The following is a 19,181-nucleotide window of genomic DNA, read 5'->3' as shown; positions in this document are numbered from 1 at the left end:
GGCTTTTCTACACGGCAGCGAAGGATTACAGGCCGGACATTTTCTCGATGGCGGCGCGCAGCTCGTCGTCCGTGCAATCGTTGCAGGTGCCTTTGGGCGGCATGGCGTTGAGGCCGGAGATGGCATGGGCCAGCAGGCCGTCGATACCATTGGTGGCACGCGCCTGCCAGGCAGCGGTGTCGCCGATCTTCGGCGCGCCCAGTACGCCGGCCGTGTGGCAGGCGCCACAGTGCTTGGCGATGATGTCGTCGGCGGTGCGCGCACCGCCACCGGCGGCGGAGGCAACGGCTTCGATGCCCTTGCACTCCTCGCCCATGACGCAGACTTCACCGACCGGTTTCAGGCGCTCGGCGATGGCCTCAGCGGTCGTGGCCTGAGCAGTTGCTGCCCACAGGGCCAATACGGCAGCCGGCGCTACCAGCATGTTCTTAATCAGATTCACGGTACACCCTCATCGTGGCTAGTCACGCCCGCGGCCACGGTTTCGCGAGCGGCCGACAGTATAACGACAAGCCCGCGGCGCCGAAACAACCCTAATGTCGCAGGGTTATTATCGGGCGCCGTGGGCGACTGATCAGAAGTTCGCCGGCGTGGTGGCGCTGATCAATCGCGCCGGCCTGTCGAACGGGTTGCGGAAACGGTGCGGCCGGCTGCTTTCGAAGTAGTAGCTGTCGCCCGGCTCGAGGATGAACACCTCCTCGCCGACGGTCAGCTCCAGGCGCCCCTCCACCAGCAGGCCGGTCTCCTCGCCCTCGTGGGTGTACATGTCGTCACCGGTATCGGAGCCGACCGGGTAGGTCTCGTCGAGCAGGGTAATGGCACGGTTCGGGTGGGTCTTGCCCACCAGCTTCATGGTGATCGCGCCACTGTGGATATCCGTCAGCTCCGCGGCCCGGTATACCACCTGGGTATGATTGTCCTGCTCGGCGTCCAGGGAGAAGAACTCGACCAGGGACATGGGGATACCCGCCAGCACCTTCTTCAACGAGCTGATCGAGGGGCTCACGCTGTTCTTCTCGATCATCGAAATAGTGCTGTTGGTGACACCCGCGCGCTTGGCGAGTTCACGCTGAGACAGGCCTTTGAGCTTGCGAATGGATTGCAGTCGAACACCGACGTCCAATGCTGGAGTCCCCCTCGGGAAGATACGGAAAAGTGCCCGTATCATCGCAACAGCGTTCAGTATTTACAACACCCTGGTCGCAAATACTAGCCGGCGGCCCGATCAGTCGCCGGAATAGAGCAACGGCACCCGGCGCAGGTTGCAAAACAGCTGGTAGGGAATGCTGCCGGCGCGGATCGCCACCTCACTGGCGAGGACCTGCTTGCCCCACAGCTCGACCCGACTGCCCAGGCCGGCGGCCGGTAGGTCGGTCAGATCGACCGTGAGCATGTCCATCGACACCCGGCCGATCAACCGGCTCGGCTGGCCGTCGATGGCCACCGGCGTGCCGGTCGGCGCGTGGCGCGGGTAACCGTCGGCATAGCCCATGGCGACCACGCCGACCCGGGTCGGCCGTTCGCTGACGAAGGCCGCGCCATAGCCGACCGGCTCGCCGGCCGGCAACTCGCGCACGCTGATGATCTTCGACTCCAGGGTCATCACCGGCTGCAGACGAGCGGACACGGCCTGATCCTGCTCGAAGGGCGTGGCGCCATAGAGCATGATGCCCGGACGCACCCAGTCACTAGGGATGCGCGGCCAGCCGAGTACCGCCGGCGAATTGCGCAGACTGATCTCCGCCGCCAGGCCCTGGCGGGCCTGCTCGAACACCGCCAGCTGCTCCTCGCTGCGCGGGCAATCGAGTTCGTCGGCGCGGGCGAAGTGGCTCATCAGCACGATCTTCGCCACCTTGCCACTGGCCAGCAGGCGCTGGTAGGCGGCCTGGTATTCCTGCGGGAACAGGCCGACCCGGTGCATCCCCGAATCCAGCTTGAGCCAGACGTTCAGCGGCTTGCCCAGCCTCGCCTGCTCGATGGCCTCGACCTGCCACAGCGCATGCACCACGCACCAGAGATCATGCCGTTCGATCAGCGCCAGCTCGTCGGCCTCGAAGAAGCCTTCCAGCAGCAGAATGGGCGCACCAATACCCGCTTCGCGCAGCTGCAGCGCCTCCTCGATACAGGCCACGGCAAAGCCGTCGGCCTCGGCTTCCAGGGCCTGGGCGCAGCGTACCGCACCGTGCCCATAGGCATCGGCCTTGATCACCGCCAGCGCCTTGGCCCCCGTGACTTCACGGGCCAACCGGTAGTTGTGACGCAGGGCTTGCAGATCGATCAGGGCACGGGCTGGGCGCATGGCTGGGCACTTCTTGTTGTGGAATTACGCTCGGGGCGCAGCGCCCCGGACTGACGATTAAAAAAACCCGGCATCGAGGCCGGGCAGAAGCCAACTAGTAGGTTAGGTCAGGCGCTCGGACGGCCGCCACCACCATCATCTCGACCAGCACCTCGGGCCGGTACATCCTGGCCTCGACGTTGGCCAGGGTCTCGCGGGTCTGCTGCACGATGTCGCCGCCATGATCATCCGCCAACTGCCCGGCCAGGTAGACCGTGCCGTTGTGGATGATCTCGCTGCAGCGCGTCTCAGTGTGCAGGCGCTGGACTGGCATGTCCCGCGGCCTCCTTGGAGCGGCCGTAACGGAAGATGTCCAGGCCCTCGGTGCTGATCTGCGGGCGCTTGTTGGCCATCAGGTCGGCAAGGAAACGGCCGGAGCCGCAGGCCATGGTCCAGCCCAGCGTGCCGTGACCGGTGTTGAGGAACAGATTGCGCAAACCGGTGGCACCGACAATCGGCGTGCCATCCGGGGTCGCCGGGCGCAGGCCGGTCCAGAACTCGGCCTGGCTCAGATCGCCGCCTTGCGGATAGAGGTCGGCCGTGATCATTTCCAGGGTCGCCCGGCGACGCGGGTTGAGGCTCAGGTCGAAACCGGCGATCTCGGCCATGCCGCCGACCCGGATACGGTTGTCGAAGCGGGTGATGGCGACCTTGTAGGTCTCGTCGAGAATGGTCGAGTTCGGCGCCATGTCGCCATTGGTGATCGGCACGGTCAACGAGTAGCCCTTGAGCGGGTACACCGGGGCACGGATGCCCAGCGGCTTGAGCAGCTGCGGGCTGTAGCTGCCGAGGGCGAGCACGTAGCGGTCGGCGGTTTCCAGCTTGCCGTCGATCCACACGCCGTTGATCCGATCGCCGGCCGAGTCCAGGCGCTCGATGTTCTGGCCGAAGCGGAATTCCACACCCAGCTGCTTGGCCATCTCGGCCAGCTTGACGGTGAACATCTGGCAGTCGCCAGTCTGGTCGTTGGGCAGGCGCAGGGCGCCGGCCAGCTTGTGCTTGACCCCGGCCAGGGCCGGCTCGACCCGGGCGATGGCGTCGCGGTCGAGCAGCTCGAAGGGCACCCCGGACTGCTTGAGCACGGCGATGTCCTTGGCCGCGTTGTCGACCTGGGCCTGGGTGCGGAACAGCTGGGTGGTGCCCAGGCGCCGACCTTCGTAGCCGATGCCGGTCTCGGCGCGCAGCTCGTCGAGGCAGTCGCGGCTGTACTCGGACAGGCGCACCATGCGCTCCTTGTTCACCGCATAACGGCTGGCGGTGCAGTTGCGCAGCATCTGCGCCATCCACAGGTACTGGTCGATATCGGCGGTGGCCTTGATCGCCAGCGGAGCGTGCTTCTGCAGCAGCCACTTGATGGCCTTCAGCGGCACGCCAGGGGCGGCCCAGGGCGAGGCGTAACCCGGGGAGACCTGACCGGCGTTGGCGAAGCTGGTTTCCATGGCCGGGGCAGGCTGACGATCGACCACCACCACCTCGAAGCCCTGACGGGCCAAGTAGTACGCACTGGCCGTACCCACCACACCACTACCCAGCACCAGTACCCGCATCGTCTTCTCCTCGCCGCGACTATGCGCTGGCGTTTTTTCTATTGAGCGTTGATGCGCGCAGTATATTGAGCAGCAGCCAGTGTTTTTCACTATATATATAGCTATATTTGGAAATAATTCTTGGCAAAAATCGCTTCTACGGAGGGGCATCCGCCATGCGTACCCAGCATCAGAGCCGCCGCGAACTGGACAAGATCGACCGCAACATCCTGCGCATCCTCCAGGAGGACGGGCGCGTCTCCTTCACCGAACTGGGCGAGCGTGTCGGCCTGTCGACCACGCCCTGCACCGAACGGGTGCGGCGCCTGGAGCGCGAAGGCATCATCATGAGCTACAACGCCCGGCTCAACCCGCAGTACCTCAAGGCCAGCCTGCTGGTGTTCGTCGAGATCAGCCTGGACTACAAGTCCGGCGATACCTTCGAGGAGTTCCGCCGCGCGGTGCTCAAGCTACCGCATGTGCTGGAATGCCACCTGGTCTCCGGCGACTTCGATTACCTGGTCAAGGCGCGGATCAACGAGATGGCCAGCTACCGCAAGCTGCTCGGTGACATCCTGCTCAAGCTGCCCCACGTGCGCGAGTCCAAGAGCTATATCGTCATGGAGGAGGTCAAGGAGTCGCTGGCCCTGCCGGTACCGGAATGACTGGCCGCTGTCGCTAGACCAGCACCTGGCGGGTACTGGCGATCAGCTGATGGACCTGCCGCTCGACGCGTGGCTCGGTCGGCTGCTGCGGCCCGCGCCCGCGCGGACAGGGCAGGCTCGGCGTGGTACCGAACAGGCGGCAGATCAGCGGCCGCTGGTCATACACCTCACAGCCCTGGGGGCCGAGGTGGACACAGTTGTATTGCGCCAGGGCGGCCTCGTGCTCGGCATCGCTTTTCACCGGCAGGCGCGCCATCTCCTCGGAGGAGGCGGTCACCGGGCCGCAGCAGTCGTGACAGCCGGGCACGCAGTCGAAGCGGGGAATCTGCAGGCGCAGATGGTCGATCTTGCGGCTGGTACAACTCATCTACGGCGTCCTCGGAAGAAAGGCGACCTATGGTATGCCCAGGACGTCAGGAGACATCGGCGAATTGGCGAGTTTCCCGACGAAATTACAGTTTTTGGCTTCTGCCCCTTGGCTCCAGGCAGAAACCGCGCTTATTCTGCGTCAAATTTTCCAAACACAACAATCAGGATTCCACACATGAACGCCCGCGTTCACCAGCCGGTGCACAGCACCCAGCACGCCGCCTCCTACTATGCCGCCAGCAGCAACCGCCACCTGGACTACCCGCCCCTGCGCGGCGAGTTGCGCGCCGACGTGTGCATCGTCGGCGGCGGTTTCTCCGGTTTGAACACCGCCATCGAGCTGGCCCAGCGCGGCTTCTCGGTCGCGCTACTGGAGGCACACAAGATCGGCTGGGGCGCCAGCGGCCGTAACGGCGGCCAGCTGATCCGCGGGGTCGGTCACGGGGTCGAGCAGTTCGAGCCGGTGATCGGCGTCGAGGGCGTGCGCCAGCTCAAGCTGATGGGGCTGGAGGCGGTGGAGATCGTGCGCCGGCGAGTCGAACAGTTCGCCATCGACTGCGACCTGACCTGGGGCTACTGCGACCTGGCCAACAAACCCAGCCACCTCGAGGGCTTCGCCGCCGACAAGGCCGAGCTGGAAGGCCTGGGCTACCGCCACCAGCTGCGCCTGCTGCAGCCGCAGCAGATGCACGAAGTGGTGGGTTCCAGCCGCTACGTCGGCGGCATGATCGACATGGGTTCGGGGCACCTGCACCCGCTCAACCTGGCCCTGGGCGAAGCCGCGGCCGCCCAGTCCCTCGGCGTGCAGCTGTTCGAGAACTCGACGGTGACCCGCATCGACTACGGCAGCGAGGTCAAGGTGCACACGGCCCAGGGCATAGTGCGCGCCGCCCAGCTGGTGCTCGGCTGCAATGCCTACCTGGGCCAGCTGAACCCGACCCTGGGCGGCAAGGTGCTGCCTGCCGGCAGCTATGTGATCGCCACCGAGCCGCTGTCCGCGGCCGAGGCCAAGGCGCTGATCCCGCAGAACATGGCGCTCTGCGACCAGCGCGTGGCCCTCGACTACTACCGGCTCTCGGCCGACCGCCGCCTGCTGTTCGGCGGTGCCTGCCACTACTCCGGCCGCGACCCGGCGGATATCGCCGGCTATATGCGGCCGAAGATGCTCAAGGTGTTCCCGCACCTCAAGGACGTCAGGATCGACTACCAGTGGGGCGGCATGATCGGCATCGGCGCCAACCGCCTGCCGCAGATCGGCCGGCTCAAGGGCCAGGAAAATGTCTACTTCGCCCAGGCCTATTCCGGCCACGGGGTCAACGCCACCCACCTGGCCGGCAAGCTGCTCGGCGAAGCCATCGCCGGCCAGGCCGGTGGCGGCTTCGACCTGTTCGCCCGGGTGCCGCACATGACCTTCCCCGGCGGCAGGTACCTGCGCTCGCCGCTGCTGGCCCTGGGCATGCTCTGGCACCGGCTCAAGGAACTGGCCTGAGGCCTGGCTCCCGGCCAGTCGCTCAGAGCCTCCAGAAGGGCCGCAAGGCCTCGGCGCGTGCCTCGGCGCGGCTGAGGCCGATATCCGCAAGCTGCTCGGCACTCAGCTCGAGCAGCGCCCGCCGCGTGCGCCAGCGCCGCCAGAACAGGGTCCAGCGCCGCCCGCCGACGGCGCCCGACGCCGCTGGTGCCGCCCGTCCAGCCTCCTGCAGTTCCTGCTGACGCAACACCAGCCTGACATCACCGAGTCCATTCATCGCCCCACCTCCGACCTTCATGCTGCCTGGGCGACCATGATCGCCAGCTGTGCGCCGGCATTACAGATTCAAAAAAGCTATTTTTGCGGCATACAGATTCGGCGAAATTGCTCTGAATCCTGTATTTTTCAGCCATCTGTATGGTTTTCGGCTAACCAGGCGCCACCCGCGGAGCAACTGTCATGACCCTCTACCTCAACCTGGCCGAACAGCTCGGCGCCCGTATCGAGCAGGGCCTGTACCATCCCGGCGACCGCCTGCCCTCGGTGCGCGCCCTCAGCCAGGAGCATGGCGTCAGCCTGAGCACGGTGCAGCAGGCCTACCGCCACCTGGAGGACCTCGGCCTGGCCACGCCACGGCCGAAGTCCGGCTACTACGTGCCCCTGGAGCGCCAGGTGCCGGCACTGCCGCAGGTCAACCGGGCGGCGCAGCGGCCGGTCGAGGTGTCGCAGTGGGACCATGTGCTGGAACTGATCAGCAGCTCGCCGCAGCGCGGGCTGATCCAGCTCGGCCGCGGCCGCCCGGACATCGCCAGCCCCACGCTCAAGCCGCTGCTGCGCATGCTCTCGCGCCAGGCCCGGCGTCAGGACCCCGAGGTGCTGACCTACGGCAGCATCCGCGGCGAGCTGCGCCTGCGCGGGCAGATCTCGCGACTGATGCTCGGCTCGGGCTGCCGGATTGCGGCCGAGGACATAGTCGTCACCACCGGCTGCCACGAGGCGCTGTCGGCGTCGATCCGCGCTATCTGCCAGCCCGGCGACATAGTCGCGGTGGACTCGCCGAGCTTCCACGGGGTCATGCAGGCCCTCAAGGGCTTCGGCATGAAGGCCCTGGAGCTGCCCACCGACCCGCTCAGCGGGATCAGCCTCGACGCCCTGGAAATGGCCTTGGAACAATGGCCGATCAAGGCCATCCAGCTCACCCCGAACTGCAACAACCCGCTCGGCTACATCATGCCCGAGGCCAACAAGCGCGCCCTGCTGGCCCTGGCCCAGCGCTTCGACGTGGCCATCATCGAGGACGACGTCTACGCCGACCTGGCCTTCAGCTACCCGCGCCCGCGCACCATCAAGTCCTACGACGAGGACGGCCGCGTGCTGCTCTGCAGTTCCTTCTCCAAGACCCTCGCGCCGGGCCTGCGGGTCGGCTGGGTCGCGCCCGGGCGCTACCTGGAGCAGGTCCTGCACATGAAGTACATGGGCACCGGCAGCACCGCCCAGCTGCCGCAGCTGGCCCTGGCCGAGTTCCTCGAGGCCGGTCACTTCGAGCCGCACCTGCGGCGCATGCGCGCCCAGTACCTGCAGGGTCGCGACCTGATGGTCGACTGGGTCAGCCGCTACTTTCCGGCCGGCACTCGGGTCAGCCGGCCCCAGGGCGGCTTCATGCTCTGGGTGGAGATGCCGAGCGGTTTCGACAGCCAGCGGCTCAATCGCACGCTGCTGGCCCATGGCATCCAGATCGCCCCGGGCAGCATCTTTTCCGCCGCCGGCAAGTACCGCAACTGCCTGCGCCTGAACTATGCGGGCAAGCCGACTCCGGCACTCGAGGACGCCGTGAGCCGGGTCGGCGAAATCGCCGGCCAGCTGCTCGCCGAGCTGCCCGAGCCGGTCTAGTCACCACGCACCGGCGCGGTCGCCAGGGCAGGCTCGAAACCGCTGTCGCGCCAGGCCAGCACCACGAACACCGCGGCGCCTATGGCCATCAGCAGTGGCAAGGCGTGGCCGGTCAGCCACTGGCTGGCCGCCCCGGTGAGCAGCGGCCCGATCAGGCAGCCCAGGCCCCAGAGCTGGGCGACGTGGGCGTTGGCGCGGACCAGTTCGTCGTCGCTGTAGCGCTCGCCGATGAGGATCAGCGACAGGGTGAACAGGCCGCCGGCGCTGGCGCCGAACAGCACCAGCAGCGGCCAGGACAGCGGCGAATGCAACAGCAATGGAATCGCCAGGCTGCTGAGCAGCAGGGTCAGCCCGCAGCCGCGGAACAGCGTGCGCCGCGACATGTGGTCGGCCAGCAGACCGATCGGCAACTGCAGCACCGCATCGCCGACCACCACCACGCTGACCATCAGCAGCGCCACCTCCTGGGTGAAGCCCTGGCGCAGGCCATAGATCGGCAGCAGGGTGAGCATCATCGCCTCGAATGCGGCGAACAGCATCACCGCCCAGGCGATCGCCGGCAGCTTGCGGCAGAACGCCGCCAGCCCGCGCCCCGAGGCGCTCTGTGCATCGACCCGCGGCGCGCCGCTACGGCCCAAGAGCAGCAGCGAACCGCCGATCAGCAGACCGGTGCCGGCCCAGAAGCCCAGGTCGGTAGCGGCGCCCAGGGCCGTGAGCAGTAGCGGCCCGCAGAGCTGGCTCAGCGCATAGCCGGTGCCGTACAGCGCCACCAGCCGGCCGCGCCACTTCTCCACCGCCAGCTGGTTGATCCAGCTTTCGCCGAGGATGAACACCAGGGTCAGGGCCACGCCGATCAGCAGGCGCAGCAGCAGCCACACCGCGTAGGTCTGCACCAGCGCCAGCAGTGCCACCGACAGCGCGCTGCACAGCAGGCTCAATTGCATCAGACGGGTGGTACCCAGGCGCCCGGCCAGGCGTCCGGCCAGGGAGGCACCGAGCAGCACACCGACCGCCGGGGTCGCCGCCATCACGCCGATGGCGAAGGCATCGTGGCCCCAGCTCTCCAGGCGCAACGACACCAGCGGCATGGTCACGCCGAGGGCCAGGCCGATGCTGATCACCGCCGAACAGACGGCGAAATAGGTACCCCAACGCATTGCCAGACTCCTTTATGTCATGGCCATTGAAAACAGAACGGCCGGGCTCCCAAGGGGAACCCGGCCGCAGGTGTGGCTCAGACGAGCCGGCCCCGAAGGGCGGACCTTGAGGCGGTCGCCCGCCCCTCGAGTGACGTTACAGCTTGATCCAGGTGGCTTTCAACTCGGTGTACTTGTCGAAGGCGTGCAGCGACTTGTCACGGCCGTTGCCCGACTGCTTGAAGCCGCCGAACGGCGCGGTCATGTCGCCGCCGTCGTACTGGTTGACCCAGACGCTGCCGGCGCGCAATGCCTTGGCGGTGAGGTGGGCCTTGGACAGGTCGCGGGTCCACACCGCCGCCGCCAGGCCGTAGGGCGTGTCGTTGGCGATGGCCACCGCCTCCTCGGCGCTGTCGAAGCCGATCACCGACAGCACCGGACCGAAGATCTCTTCCTGGGCGATGCGCATGGCGTTGTCGACGCCGTCGAAGATGGTCGGCTCGACGTAGGTGCCGCCGGTCTCCTCCATCACCCGCTTGCCGCCGGCGACCAGTTTGGCGCCATCGTCATGCCCGGCCTGGATGTAGCCCAGCACGTTGTTCAGCTGGGTGGTATCGACCAGCGCACCGACGTTGGTCGCCGGGTCCAGCGGATGGCCCGGCTTCCAGGCCTTGATCGCCTCGACCACCAGCGGCACGAACTGCGCCTTGATCGAGTTCTCCACCAGCAGGCGCGAACCGGCGGTGCACACCTCGCCCTGGTTGAAGGCGATGGCGCCGGCGGCGGCCTCGGCGGCGGCCTGCAGGTCGGGAGCATCGGCGAAGACGATGTTCGGGCTCTTGCCGCCCGCCTCCAGCCAGACGCGCTTCATGTTCGACTCGCCGGCGTAGACCATCAGCTGCTTGGCGATTTTGGTCGAGCCGGTGAACACCAGGGTGTCGACGTCCATATGCAGGGCCAGGGCCTTGCCCACGGTGTGGCCGTAGCCTGGCAGCACGTTGAACACGCCGGCCGGAATGCCGGCCTCGATGGCCAGCTGGGCGATGCGGATGCCGGTCAGCGGCGACTTCTCGGACGGCTTGAGGATCACCGAGTTGCCGGTGGCCAGGGCGGGGCCGAGCTTCCAGCAGCTCATCAGCAGGGGGAAGTTCCAGGGCACGATGGCCGCGACCACGCCGATCGGCTCGCGGGTGACCAGGCCCAGCTCGTTGTGCGGGGTAGCGGCCACCTCGTCATAGATCTTGTCGATCGCCTCGCCGCTCCAGCGGATGGCGCGGGCGGCGCTGGACACATCGATGCCCAGCGAGTCGCTGATCGGCTTGCCCATGTCGAGGGTTTCCAGCAGGGCCAGTTCCTCGCGGTGCTGCTCGATCAGCTCGGCGAAGCGGATCATCACTTCCTTGCGCTTCACCGGCGCCAGGCGCGACCAGACTCCGGAATCGAAGGTGCTGCGGGCATCGGCCACGGCAATCTCGGCGTCGGCCAGGTCGCAGCTGGCGACCTGGGCCAGCAGGCGGCCGTCCACCGGGCTGATGCACTCGAAGGTCGCCGCGGAAGCAGCGGCGCAGTATTGGCCGTGAACAAAGGCGCGGCCTTCGATGTTCAGATTCTTGGCGCGCTGTTCCCAGTCGGCGCGAGTCAGGCTAGTCATTCGAGCATCCTCTATCAGTAGAACGTGCGACGATTCAGGCTCGCGCACTGTCAATAATTCTGCAAGGCCCGGGACGGGCCATTTCCTGCCGCCAACACTAAACCAGAGGGCCCCACATTTTCAATATTTTTGACAAAGCGCAGTAAAACCCCCTTGTCATGTTCGTTTTATTAAACATAGACTGCGCAAAATCGCTCCCCAGCCTCCCTCTTTCAGCGCGTTTGGATAGCCAGCATGACCCTCGACAGCCGCTTGCACGTGAACAATAAAAACCACAGCCTCGACGATTTCTGGATGCCCTTCACGGCCAATCGCCAGTTCAAGGCCAAGCCGCGCCTGCTGGAAAGTGCCGAAGGCATGTACTTCACCAGCAGCGACGGCCGCCAGGTGCTGGATGGTACCGCCGGCCTCTGGTGCTGCAACGCCGGCCACGCTCGCCGGGAAATTACCGAAGCGGTGAGCACGCAGATCGCCAAGCTGGACTTCGCCCCGACCTTCCAGATGGGCCATTCGTTGCCCTTCGAGCTGGCCAGTCGCCTCGCGGAAATCGCCCCGGCCGGCCTGAACAAGATTTTCTTCACCAACTCCGGCTCGGAGTCGGCCGACACCGCCCTGAAGATCGCCCTGGCCTACCAGCGCGCCATCGGCCAAAGCAGCCGCACCCGCCTGATCGGCCGCGAGCTGGGTTACCACGGGGTCGGCTTCGGCGGCATCTCGGTCGGCGGCATGGTCAACAATCGCCGCGCCTTCCCCCTGCAGCTGCCGGGGGTCGATCACCTGCCGCATACCCTGGACGTCGCCCGCAACGCCTTCAGCCGCGGCCTGCCGGAGTTCGGCATCGACAAGGCCGACGAACTGGAGCGCCTGGTCACCCTGCACGGCGCCGAGAACATCGCCGCGGTCATCGTCGAGCCGATGTCCGGCTCGGCCGGGGTGGTGCTGCCGCCGGTGGGCTACCTGCAGCGCCTGCGCGAGATCACCAGGAAGCACGGTATCCTGCTGATCTTCGACGAGGTCATCACCGGTTTCGGCCGCGTCGGCAAGGCCTTCGCCGCCCAGCGCTGGGGCGTCACCCCGGACATCATCACCACCGCCAAGGGTCTGACCAACGGCGCCATTCCGATGGGCGCGGTGTTCGTCGACGAGCGCATCCACGACGCCTTCATGCAGGGCCCGGACGGCATCGAACTGTTCCACGGCTACACCTATTCGGGGCATCCGGTGGCCTGCGCCGCCGCCCTGGCGGCTCTGGACATCTACCAGCGCGACGGCCTGTTCGAGAAGGCGATCGAGCTGGAAGGCTACTGGCAGGATGCCCTGTTCAGCCTGCAGGGCCTGCCCAACGTGATCGACATCCGCGCCATCGGCCTGGTCGGCGGCGTGCAGCTGGCGCCAAGCGCCGAGGGCGTCGGCAAGCGCGGCTACCAGGTCTTCGAGCAATGCTTCCACAATGACCTGATGGTGCGCGTGACCGGCGATACCCTGGCCATGTCGCCACCGCTAATCGTCGAGAAGCCTCAGATCGACAGCCTGGTCGAAAGGCTCGCCGACGCCATTCGCACTGCCCACTAACCGCCAGCCAAGGAAGCCCACGATGAACATCGACCAGATCCTCGACTTCGCCCAAGCCACCACCGCCGCTGAACACTATCGGCCGGCCCCGGAAAAGATCCTCAAGGGCGACCCCGAGCAGAGCGTGCGCAACCACTACGCCAGCCCCTGCAGCCAGTTCAACGCGGGCATCTGGGAAGGCGCGGTCGGCCAGTGGACCATCAGCTACAGCGAGCACGAGTACTGCGAGATCCTCCAGGGCGTCTCGGTGATCCGCGACGCCGAGGGCAACGCCAGGACCGTGCGCGCCGGCGACCGCTTCGTCATTCCCGCCGGCTTTTCCGGTACCTGGGAAGTGCTCGAGCCCTGCCGCAAGGTCTACGTGATCTTCGAACAGGCCGCCGCCTGACACCCCCGAATTTCATGCGTCACCCTTTAGCCCGCACTGAGCGGGCTTTTTTTTACCGACTGCTTAACCGCTCATTCAGGGATGCCGGTCGAGGCGCCGCGCCCTCCGGGCCTGCGCCGGCGCGGCGGTGGGGGTGCGGAGCAACGCGGCCTGCCACTGGCCGGCGGTGAAGGCGTCCGTCTCCTGCAGCAGCTGGACCTTGCCGGCGACCAGGCTCGCCACCGGCACGCCGTCGCGGTACAGCAGGCGATTGCCGGGCAGCGCCGGCACCTTGCTGCCGGGCAGCAGGGTACCGACCAGGTTCAGCGGGTCGCTGGCGGACACGGCGACCAGGCTGCCGTCCGCCGAGCGCTTGCGCACCTCGCGCAGCAGGCCGACCGCCTCGGGCAGGGCGAACTGCTCGCCGACCAGGCCAGCGACGAAGCGCCCGCCACGGATCTCGCCGCGCGCCTCCAGGCGCTGATAGACCCGCAGCAGCTCGCGCCAGGGCGGCAGCCAGTCGGCCTCGCGCGCCAGCAGGCGCCAGCAGACCACGCCGTAGCGACGCAACAGGGTGCGCGCCACATGCTCCAGCACTTCGGCGTCGATCTTGCCGGGGGCCTCCTCGCCGCGCCCACGCAGCAGGGCCCAGCGCCCGGCATCCTGCATATTGGCCAGCGCCCGGCGCGCGCGGCGCTGCTGCTGACTGCGCTTGGCCGCCGGCAACAACAGCGAACGCAGGCCGGCGAAGCTGTCGGCATGCACCAGGCCGAGGCTGACCAGCTCGCCCAGCGCATCCTCCAGCTCGCTGCGCAACAGGTGCGCCTCGTCCTGCAGTTCATCGAAGAACAGCGCCCCCTGGCTCGCCAGCACCTGACGCACCCGCTCGGCGCGGGCGCTCGGCTCGCTCGGCGCGGCCTCGCCCAGGCAGGCGCGCCACAGGCGCAGGTGCTTGCGCGGCAGCAGGACGATCGGCGTGCTGCGCAGCGGCCCGCCGGCCGAGCGGCGGCGCCCGGCCAGGTTGAGCCCGGCCAGGCGGCACCAGACCAGGCGCCCGGAACGGCACAGATCGTCCAGCCAGTTGATCCCGTAGTCGGCCACCCGGCTCGGCAGCAGCTCGCTTTCCCAGGCGCCGGCGGCGGCCTGGAAACCCTCCAGCTGGCCCAGCACCCCGGCCAGGGCTTCGCCACCGCGCACCCGGAGGTCGGGGGCGATGCGCTGCCAGTCGAACAGAAAGCGCATGAAGTCGGCGCGCGGCACCGGCTCGATCTCGCGGCGCAGGCGTTTCAGCGTGTAGCGGTGGATGCGCGCCAGCAGGTGGCGCTCGCACCATTCCTGCTCGGCGCCGCCTGGCGAAAAGTGGCCGCGCAGCACATGCCCCTCGCCCTCCAGGCTGGCCAGGGCACCCGCCACCGCGCTGGCCGGCTGGCCGAGATCGGCGGCGAGCCGCCGCGCCGGCAGCGGGCCGAAGCCGCTCAGGCGTCCGCGCACCAGTTCGACCAGCGCCGCCTGCGCCGTCCAGGGTTGGTCGAACCCGCCGGGCGCTGCGATCGCCGGGTCGAACTTGCCCTCGGACGCCAGCGCCTGCCACTGGCTCAGGCGCTCGGCGGCCAGCCACAACGCCGGCTGCGCGCTGCGCTGCAGACAGCTGGCGCGCCTGGCCTTGACCAGCTGCGCCAACCAGGCCCGCCAGCCGGAATGGGCGTCGACCTCGGCCTGGGTGATGGCGCCGAGCCCCAGCAGCGCCTCGTGCAGTTCGTCGGCATCGCGCACCTGCGGCCAGGCTTCCTCGCGCACCGCCGCTATGGCCGCGACATCCAGTGCGCCGAGGTCGTCGCTGGCGGCCGCCTCGCTCCAGCGACGGTTGTGCACCGCCTGGGTCCGCCGCTCTTCCAGCGGCGCATCGTCGAGGAAGGCGTAGGGCCGGGCACCGAGGATCTCCGCGGCCAGCGCCGAGGGTGCCGGCAGGTCGCGCGCCAGCAGCTCGACCGCGCCGGCCTCCATGCGCTTGAGCAGGGCCAGCCAGCCTTCGCAGTCCATGGCCTGGTGCAGGCAGTCGTCGAGGGTCTGCGCCACCAGCGAGTGCTCGGGAATCTCGCGCTCGCCGACGATGTTCTCCAGGCAGGCCACCTGGTCGGGGAACACCGCGGCCAGCAGGTCCTCGCTGCGCATGCGTTGCAGCGGCGGCGCCACCCGGCGCCCGCCGGAGAAGCGCGGCAGGGCCAGGGCGACGCCGGCGTTCCAGCGCCAGCGCACGGCGAACAGCGGCGCATCCAGCACGGCCTGGATCAGGATGTGCTCGGCGCTGTTGCTGTGCAGGTAGCGCCACACCTCGTCCAGCGCGAAGCTGTGGCTGGTGGACAGCGAGAGGATCAGCGCCTCCTCGGTGGCCGCCGCCTGCAGCTCGAAGTTGAAGCGGCGGCAGAAGCGCTTGCGCAGCGCCAGGCCCCAGGCGCGGTTGAGGCGGCTGCCGAACGGCGCGTGGATGATCAGCTGCATGCCGCCGGACTCGTCGAAGAAGCGCTCCAGCACCAGGCGCCGCTGGGTCGGCAGCGCGCCCAGGGCGGCGCGGGCACGGGCCAGATAGTCGACGATCTGTTCGGCGGCCGACGGGTTCAGGCCCAACTCGTCGGTGAGCCAGCTGACGGCGCCAGCCAGCCCCGCAGGCTTATCTGCGGGCTCCCTGGTGGAAAACGCTTCGCGGTCTTCCACCCTGCACGGGAGTTCGGCCGGCGCTGCCAAGCGCTGCTCCACTGCCTCGCGCAGGCGCGCCACCGCGGCCGACAGTTCGTCGCTGCGCCCGGGCGCCTCGCCGAGCCAGAACGGAATGCTCGGCGGCAGGCCGTGGGCATCCTCGACCCGCACCTTGCCCGGCTCGATGCGCAGGATGCGGTAGGACTGGTTGCCCAGCTGGAAGATGTCGCCGGCGTTGCTCTCCACCGCGAAGTCCTCGTTGAGCGTGCCGATGGCCTGCCCCTGGGGCTCGAGCAGCACGCTGTAGTCGCCGGCGTCGGGAATGGTGCCGCCGGAGGTAATCGCAGTCAGGCGCGCGCCGCGGCGGCCGCGCAGGCGCCGGTTGACCGCATCGGGGTGCAGGTAGGCGGCGCGCACCCCGCGGCGGCCGTGGTAGCCCTCGGCGAGCATCCTCACCAGGGCGTCGAAACTGGCGCGCGGCAGCTCGGCATAGGGCGCGGCGCGGGTCAGCAGCTGGTACAGCGCGTCCTCGCCCCACTCGCGGCAGGCCACCTCGGCGACGATCTGCTGGGCCAGCACGTCCAGCGGCGCGCGGGGGATGACCAGGGCATCCAGCTCGCCGCGCCCGACGCAGTCGAGCAGCGCCGCGCATTCGACCAGGTCGTCGCGCGACAGCGGGAACAGCCGGCCCTTGGGCGTGCCGCCGACGCTGTGACCGGAACGGCCGACCCGCTGCAGGAAGGCAGCGATGCTGCGCGGCGAGCCGAGCTGGCAGACCAGTTCGACCTCGCCGATGTCGATGCCCAGCTCCAGCGAGGCGGTGGCTACCAGCACCTTGAGTTCGCCGCGCTTGAGCCGCCTTTCGGCGTCCAGGCGCGCCTCCTTGGCCAGGCTGCCATGGTGGGCGGCGACCGTTGCCGCGCCGAGGCGCTCGCCCAGGTGGCGGCAGACCCGCTCGGCCAGACGCCGGGTGTTGACGAACACCAGGCTGGTGCGATGGGCCCGCGCCAGCTCGGCCAGGCGGTCGTAGACACTGTCCCAGCCGTCGTGGCTCATCACCGCCTCGAGCGGCAGCGGCGGCACCTCGAGGGCCAGGTCGCGGGCGCGCTGGTAGCCGATATCGACGATCGCGCAGGCGCCCCGCCCGTCCGCCGCCGCGCCGAGCAACAGGTGCGCCACCGCCTCGATCGGCTTCTGCGTGGCGGACAGTCCGATGCGCACCAGCGGCACCTGGCACAGCGCCTGCAGCCGCTCGACGCTGAGCATCAGGTGACTGCCGCGCTTGCTGCCGGCGAGGGCGTGGATCTCGTCGATGATCAGGCTGCGGCAACCGGCCAGCAGCGTCCGCCCGGACTCGGAACCGAGCAGCACGTAGAGCGATTCCGGGGTGGTCACCAGGATATGCGGTGGCCGCCGGCGCAGCGCCTCACGCTCGCTCGGACTGCTGTCGCCGGTGCGCACCGCGGTACGAATTGACACGTCGGCCAGGCCCTGGCGCGCCAGCTCGGCGCGAATGCCGAGCAGCGGCTGCTCCAGGTTGAGGTGGATGTCGTTGGACAAGGCCTTGAGCGGCGAGACGTAGACCACGCTGCAGCGCTCCTCGAGCGCCCCGCCCCGGGCCAGCCCCTCACGCACCAGGGCGTCGATGGCGGCGAGGAAGGCGGTCAGGGTCTTGCCCGAGCCGGTCGGCGCGGCCACCAGGGTGCAGCGCCCGGCCTGGATCGACGGCCAGGCGCCCGCCTGCGCCGCCGTGGGCGCGGCGAAGGTGGCGCGAAACCAGGCCGCGACGGCGGGATGAAAGCCCGCCAGCGCGGCCGCGCCGTTAGCGGGGGAAACGGGGCGCGGGGTCATCACCCCACTATGCTAGGCCCGTGCTGCCCTCTCAAGGCTTGGCGACCGACGGCCGCCCCAGAGGGATTGGCGCTGATCAGCGCAGTGCGGACCGGCAAACTCCAGGCAAGAAAAAGCCCGCCATGAAGGCGGGCTCTTTCGGCAAGGTGCAGGATCAATTACTTGATCTTGCCTTCCTTGTAGATCACGTGCTTACGCACAACCGGATCGAATTTCTTGATTTCGATCTTGTCCGGAGTGGTGCGCTTGTTCTTGTCGGTAGTGTAGAAATGACCAGTACCGGCACTCGAGATCAAACGGATCAGTTCACGCATGACTTACTCCTTAAACCTTTTCGCCGCGAGCGCGCAGCTCGGACAGCACTACGTCAATGCCACGCTTGTCGATGACGCGCATGCCCTTGGCGGATACGCGCAGACGCACGAAACGATTCTCCGACTCGACCCAGAAGCGGTGATGCTGCAGGTTCGGCAGGAAACGACGACGGGTTTTGTTGTTTGCGTGGGAAATGTTATTCCCGGTTACCGGACCCTTACCGGTAACTTGACAGACTCTCGACATGCCTCAGCCCTCTAAAACCACATGCCCAACCCGGCATGGGTTGGCCGCTTAAACTCAATGTCAATGGCGCTCTGCGCCGCGTTTCTCGAGGGTCTTACCGGTCACACCAGAAAGCGCAACTACCGGGCCCCTAGAAAAGAGCGCTGCTTTATACCAGAAAGCCCCCAAGGCAACAAGGACGAACGCACTTTCTTGCCGATGCCGCTGGACGCCCGGATGGCGGCCGAGCCGGCTGCCGGGGGCTGCTGCTGCCCTCGACCACTCGTCGCAAAGGCCCGCGATTTCGCCGCCCCTCATGCTCCAGGATTGAATCTGGCCGGCACGCGCAGGACGCGTGCGCTGCCCTCGCCCAGAAGAATGCCATAGGCGCCGCCCTCCTGGCCGCCTGGGCTACAGCCAGCCGTGCTCGGCCAATGACAGTGGCTCGCCGTCGCCGACGATGAAGTGATCAAGTACCCGCACCTCGACCAACTCCAGCGCCGCCTTCAGACGCTGGGTCAGCACCCGGTCGGCCTGGCTCGGCTCGGCTACCCCCGAGGGATGGTTATGGGTCAGGATCAAGGCCGCCGCGTTGTGCGCCAGAGCGCGCTTGACCACCTGGCGCGGATAGACGCTGGCGCTGTCGATCGAGCCGTGGAACAGCGCCTCGAACGCCAGCACCCGATGCTTGGCGTCGAGGAACAGACAGCCGAACACCTCATGCGGTTCGTGGCGCAACAGCGCCTTGAGGTAGTCGCGCACCGCCTGCGGACTTTCCAGCGCCGAGTCGCGGCGCAACTGCTCGGCCAGGTGCCGACGGGCCATCTCCAGCACCGCCTGCAGCTGGGCGAACTTGGCGGGGCCCAGGCCCAGACGTCGACTGAAAGACGGCAAGTCCGCCTGCAGCAGGGTGCGCAGACCGCCGAAATCGGCGAGCAGGTGACGCGCCAGGTCCACCGCACTCTGCCCGGCCACGCCGGTGCGCAGGAAGATCGCCAGCAACTCGGCGTCGGTCAGACTCGCCGCCCCCTGGACCAGCAGCTTTTCCCGCGGACGCTCCGCCGCGGGCCAGTCGCGAATACTCATGCCACCTCCCTGTCGAGCCAGGCGGGCC

General features: G+C 67.9%; 18 protein-coding genes. 5 read left to right on the top strand and 13 right to left on the bottom strand.

Going from position 1 to position 19,181, the window contains the following annotated elements; translation table 11 throughout:
• Nucleotides 1–25: 25 nt before the first annotated feature.
• From AB5S05_RS02055 to dadA, 5 genes are all read right to left on the bottom strand, one after another.
• Nucleotides 26–442: a c-type cytochrome gene (locus AB5S05_RS02055; protein WP_369285754.1), complete on the bottom strand. Its 417-nt coding sequence runs from the start codon at nt 440–442 to the stop codon at nt 26–28.
• A gap of 132 nt (nt 443–574) precedes the next feature.
• The gene (locus AB5S05_RS02050; protein WP_369285753.1) at nt 575–1,123 is read right to left on the bottom strand and encodes a cupin domain-containing protein; all 549 of its coding nucleotides are present in this window, start codon (nt 1,121–1,123) and stop codon (nt 575–577) included.
• Between the two features lie 102 nt (nt 1,124–1,225).
• Complete coding sequence (gene alr / locus AB5S05_RS02045; protein ID WP_369285752.1) at nt 1,226–2,299, bottom strand: alanine racemase; 1,074 nt, start codon at nt 2,297–2,299, stop codon at nt 1,226–1,228.
• Between the two features lie 94 nt (nt 2,300–2,393).
• Nucleotides 2,394–2,612 carry a RidA family protein gene (locus AB5S05_RS02040; protein WP_369285751.1) on the bottom strand — a complete coding sequence of 73 codons (219 nt, stop codon included), beginning with the start codon at nt 2,610–2,612 and terminating at the stop codon, nt 2,394–2,396.
• Nucleotides 2,587–3,885, bottom strand: coding sequence for a D-amino acid dehydrogenase (dadA, locus tag AB5S05_RS02035; protein ID WP_369285750.1), 1,299 nt, complete (start codon nt 3,883–3,885; stop codon nt 2,587–2,589). The genes AB5S05_RS02040 and dadA overlap by 26 nt, the downstream gene beginning before the upstream one ends.
• Before the next feature lie 155 nt (nt 3,886–4,040).
• On the opposite strand from dadA, the gene AB5S05_RS02030 reads away from it, so the two are divergent.
• Nucleotides 4,041–4,529, top strand: coding sequence for an Lrp/AsnC ligand binding domain-containing protein (locus tag AB5S05_RS02030; RefSeq protein ID WP_369285748.1), 489 nt, complete (start codon nt 4,041–4,043; stop codon nt 4,527–4,529).
• A gap of 13 nt (nt 4,530–4,542) precedes the next feature.
• Here AB5S05_RS02030 and AB5S05_RS02025 read toward each other — a convergent pair whose 3' ends face one another.
• Nucleotides 4,543–4,896: a YkgJ family cysteine cluster protein gene (locus tag AB5S05_RS02025; RefSeq protein ID WP_369285747.1), complete on the bottom strand. Its 354-nt coding sequence runs from the start codon at nt 4,894–4,896 to the stop codon at nt 4,543–4,545.
• Between the two features lie 177 nt (nt 4,897–5,073).
• Between AB5S05_RS02025 and AB5S05_RS02020 the strand changes: the two genes are divergently transcribed.
• Nucleotides 5,074–6,387: an NAD(P)/FAD-dependent oxidoreductase gene (locus tag AB5S05_RS02020; protein ID WP_369285746.1), complete on the top strand. Its 1,314-nt coding sequence runs from the start codon at nt 5,074–5,076 to the stop codon at nt 6,385–6,387.
• 22 nt (nt 6,388–6,409) lie between these two features.
• Here AB5S05_RS02020 and AB5S05_RS02015 read toward each other — a convergent pair whose 3' ends face one another.
• Entirely contained in the window at nt 6,410–6,643 is a 234-nt protein-coding gene (locus AB5S05_RS02015) for a DUF1127 domain-containing protein (RefSeq protein ID WP_369285745.1), read from the bottom strand.
• Nucleotides 6,644–6,825: 182 nt separating this feature from the next.
• Here AB5S05_RS02015 and AB5S05_RS02010 point away from each other — a divergent pair, with 182 nt between their 5' ends.
• Entirely contained in the window at nt 6,826–8,256 is a 1,431-nt protein-coding gene (locus AB5S05_RS02010; protein WP_369285744.1) for an aminotransferase-like domain-containing protein, read from the top strand.
• Here AB5S05_RS02010 and AB5S05_RS02005 read toward each other — a convergent pair.
• Nucleotides 8,253–9,413, bottom strand: a complete 1,161-nt coding sequence (locus AB5S05_RS02005; protein WP_369285743.1) for an MFS transporter — start codon at nt 9,411–9,413, stop codon at nt 8,253–8,255. The genes AB5S05_RS02010 and AB5S05_RS02005 overlap by 4 nt on opposite strands.
• 136 nt (nt 9,414–9,549) lie before the next feature.
• Nucleotides 9,550–11,043: an aldehyde dehydrogenase gene (locus AB5S05_RS02000; protein ID WP_369285741.1), complete on the bottom strand. Its 1,494-nt coding sequence runs from the start codon at nt 11,041–11,043 to the stop codon at nt 9,550–9,552.
• 234 nt (nt 11,044–11,277) lie between these two features.
• Between AB5S05_RS02000 and aptA the strand changes: the two genes are divergently transcribed.
• Both aptA and AB5S05_RS01990 read left to right on the top strand, forming a co-directional pair.
• Entirely contained in the window at nt 11,278–12,615 is a 1,338-nt protein-coding gene (gene aptA, locus AB5S05_RS01995) for an omega-aminotransferase AptA (RefSeq protein ID WP_369285740.1), read from the top strand.
• A 22-nt stretch (nt 12,616–12,637) separates the two neighbouring features.
• A complete protein-coding gene (locus tag AB5S05_RS01990) occupies nt 12,638–13,003 on the top strand; it encodes a cupin domain-containing protein (RefSeq protein ID WP_369285739.1) in 366 nt (121 codons plus the stop codon).
• Between the two features lie 75 nt (nt 13,004–13,078).
• On the opposite strand, the gene AB5S05_RS01985 is transcribed toward AB5S05_RS01990, so the two are convergent.
• The 4 genes from AB5S05_RS01985 to radC form a co-directional block, all read right to left on the bottom strand.
• Complete coding sequence (locus AB5S05_RS01985) at nt 13,079–17,527, bottom strand: DEAD/DEAH box helicase (protein ID WP_369285738.1); 4,449 nt, start codon at nt 17,525–17,527, stop codon at nt 13,079–13,081.
• A gap of 158 nt (nt 17,528–17,685) precedes the next feature.
• Entirely contained in the window at nt 17,686–17,841 is a 156-nt protein-coding gene (rpmG, locus tag AB5S05_RS01980) for a 50S ribosomal protein L33 (RefSeq protein ID WP_007894709.1), read from the bottom strand.
• Nucleotides 17,842–17,851: 10 nt separating this feature from the next.
• On the bottom strand, nt 17,852–18,088 hold the full coding sequence (gene rpmB, locus AB5S05_RS01975; protein WP_233683241.1) for a 50S ribosomal protein L28: 237 nt from the start codon (nt 18,086–18,088) through the stop codon (nt 17,852–17,854).
• A 390-nt stretch (nt 18,089–18,478) separates the two neighbouring features.
• On the bottom strand, nt 18,479–19,153 hold the full coding sequence (radC, locus tag AB5S05_RS01970; RefSeq protein ID WP_369285737.1) for a RadC family protein: 675 nt from the start codon (nt 19,151–19,153) through the stop codon (nt 18,479–18,481).
• Nucleotides 19,154–19,181: the final 28 nt, after the last annotated feature.

The organism is Pseudomonas zhanjiangensis (assembly GCF_041027545.1).
Taxonomy (GTDB): domain Bacteria; phylum Pseudomonadota; class Gammaproteobacteria; order Pseudomonadales; family Pseudomonadaceae; genus Aquipseudomonas; species Aquipseudomonas zhanjiangensis.
The sequence above is the reverse complement of the archived record's forward strand: the minus strand, read 5'-3'. Positions and strand labels throughout refer to the sequence as shown.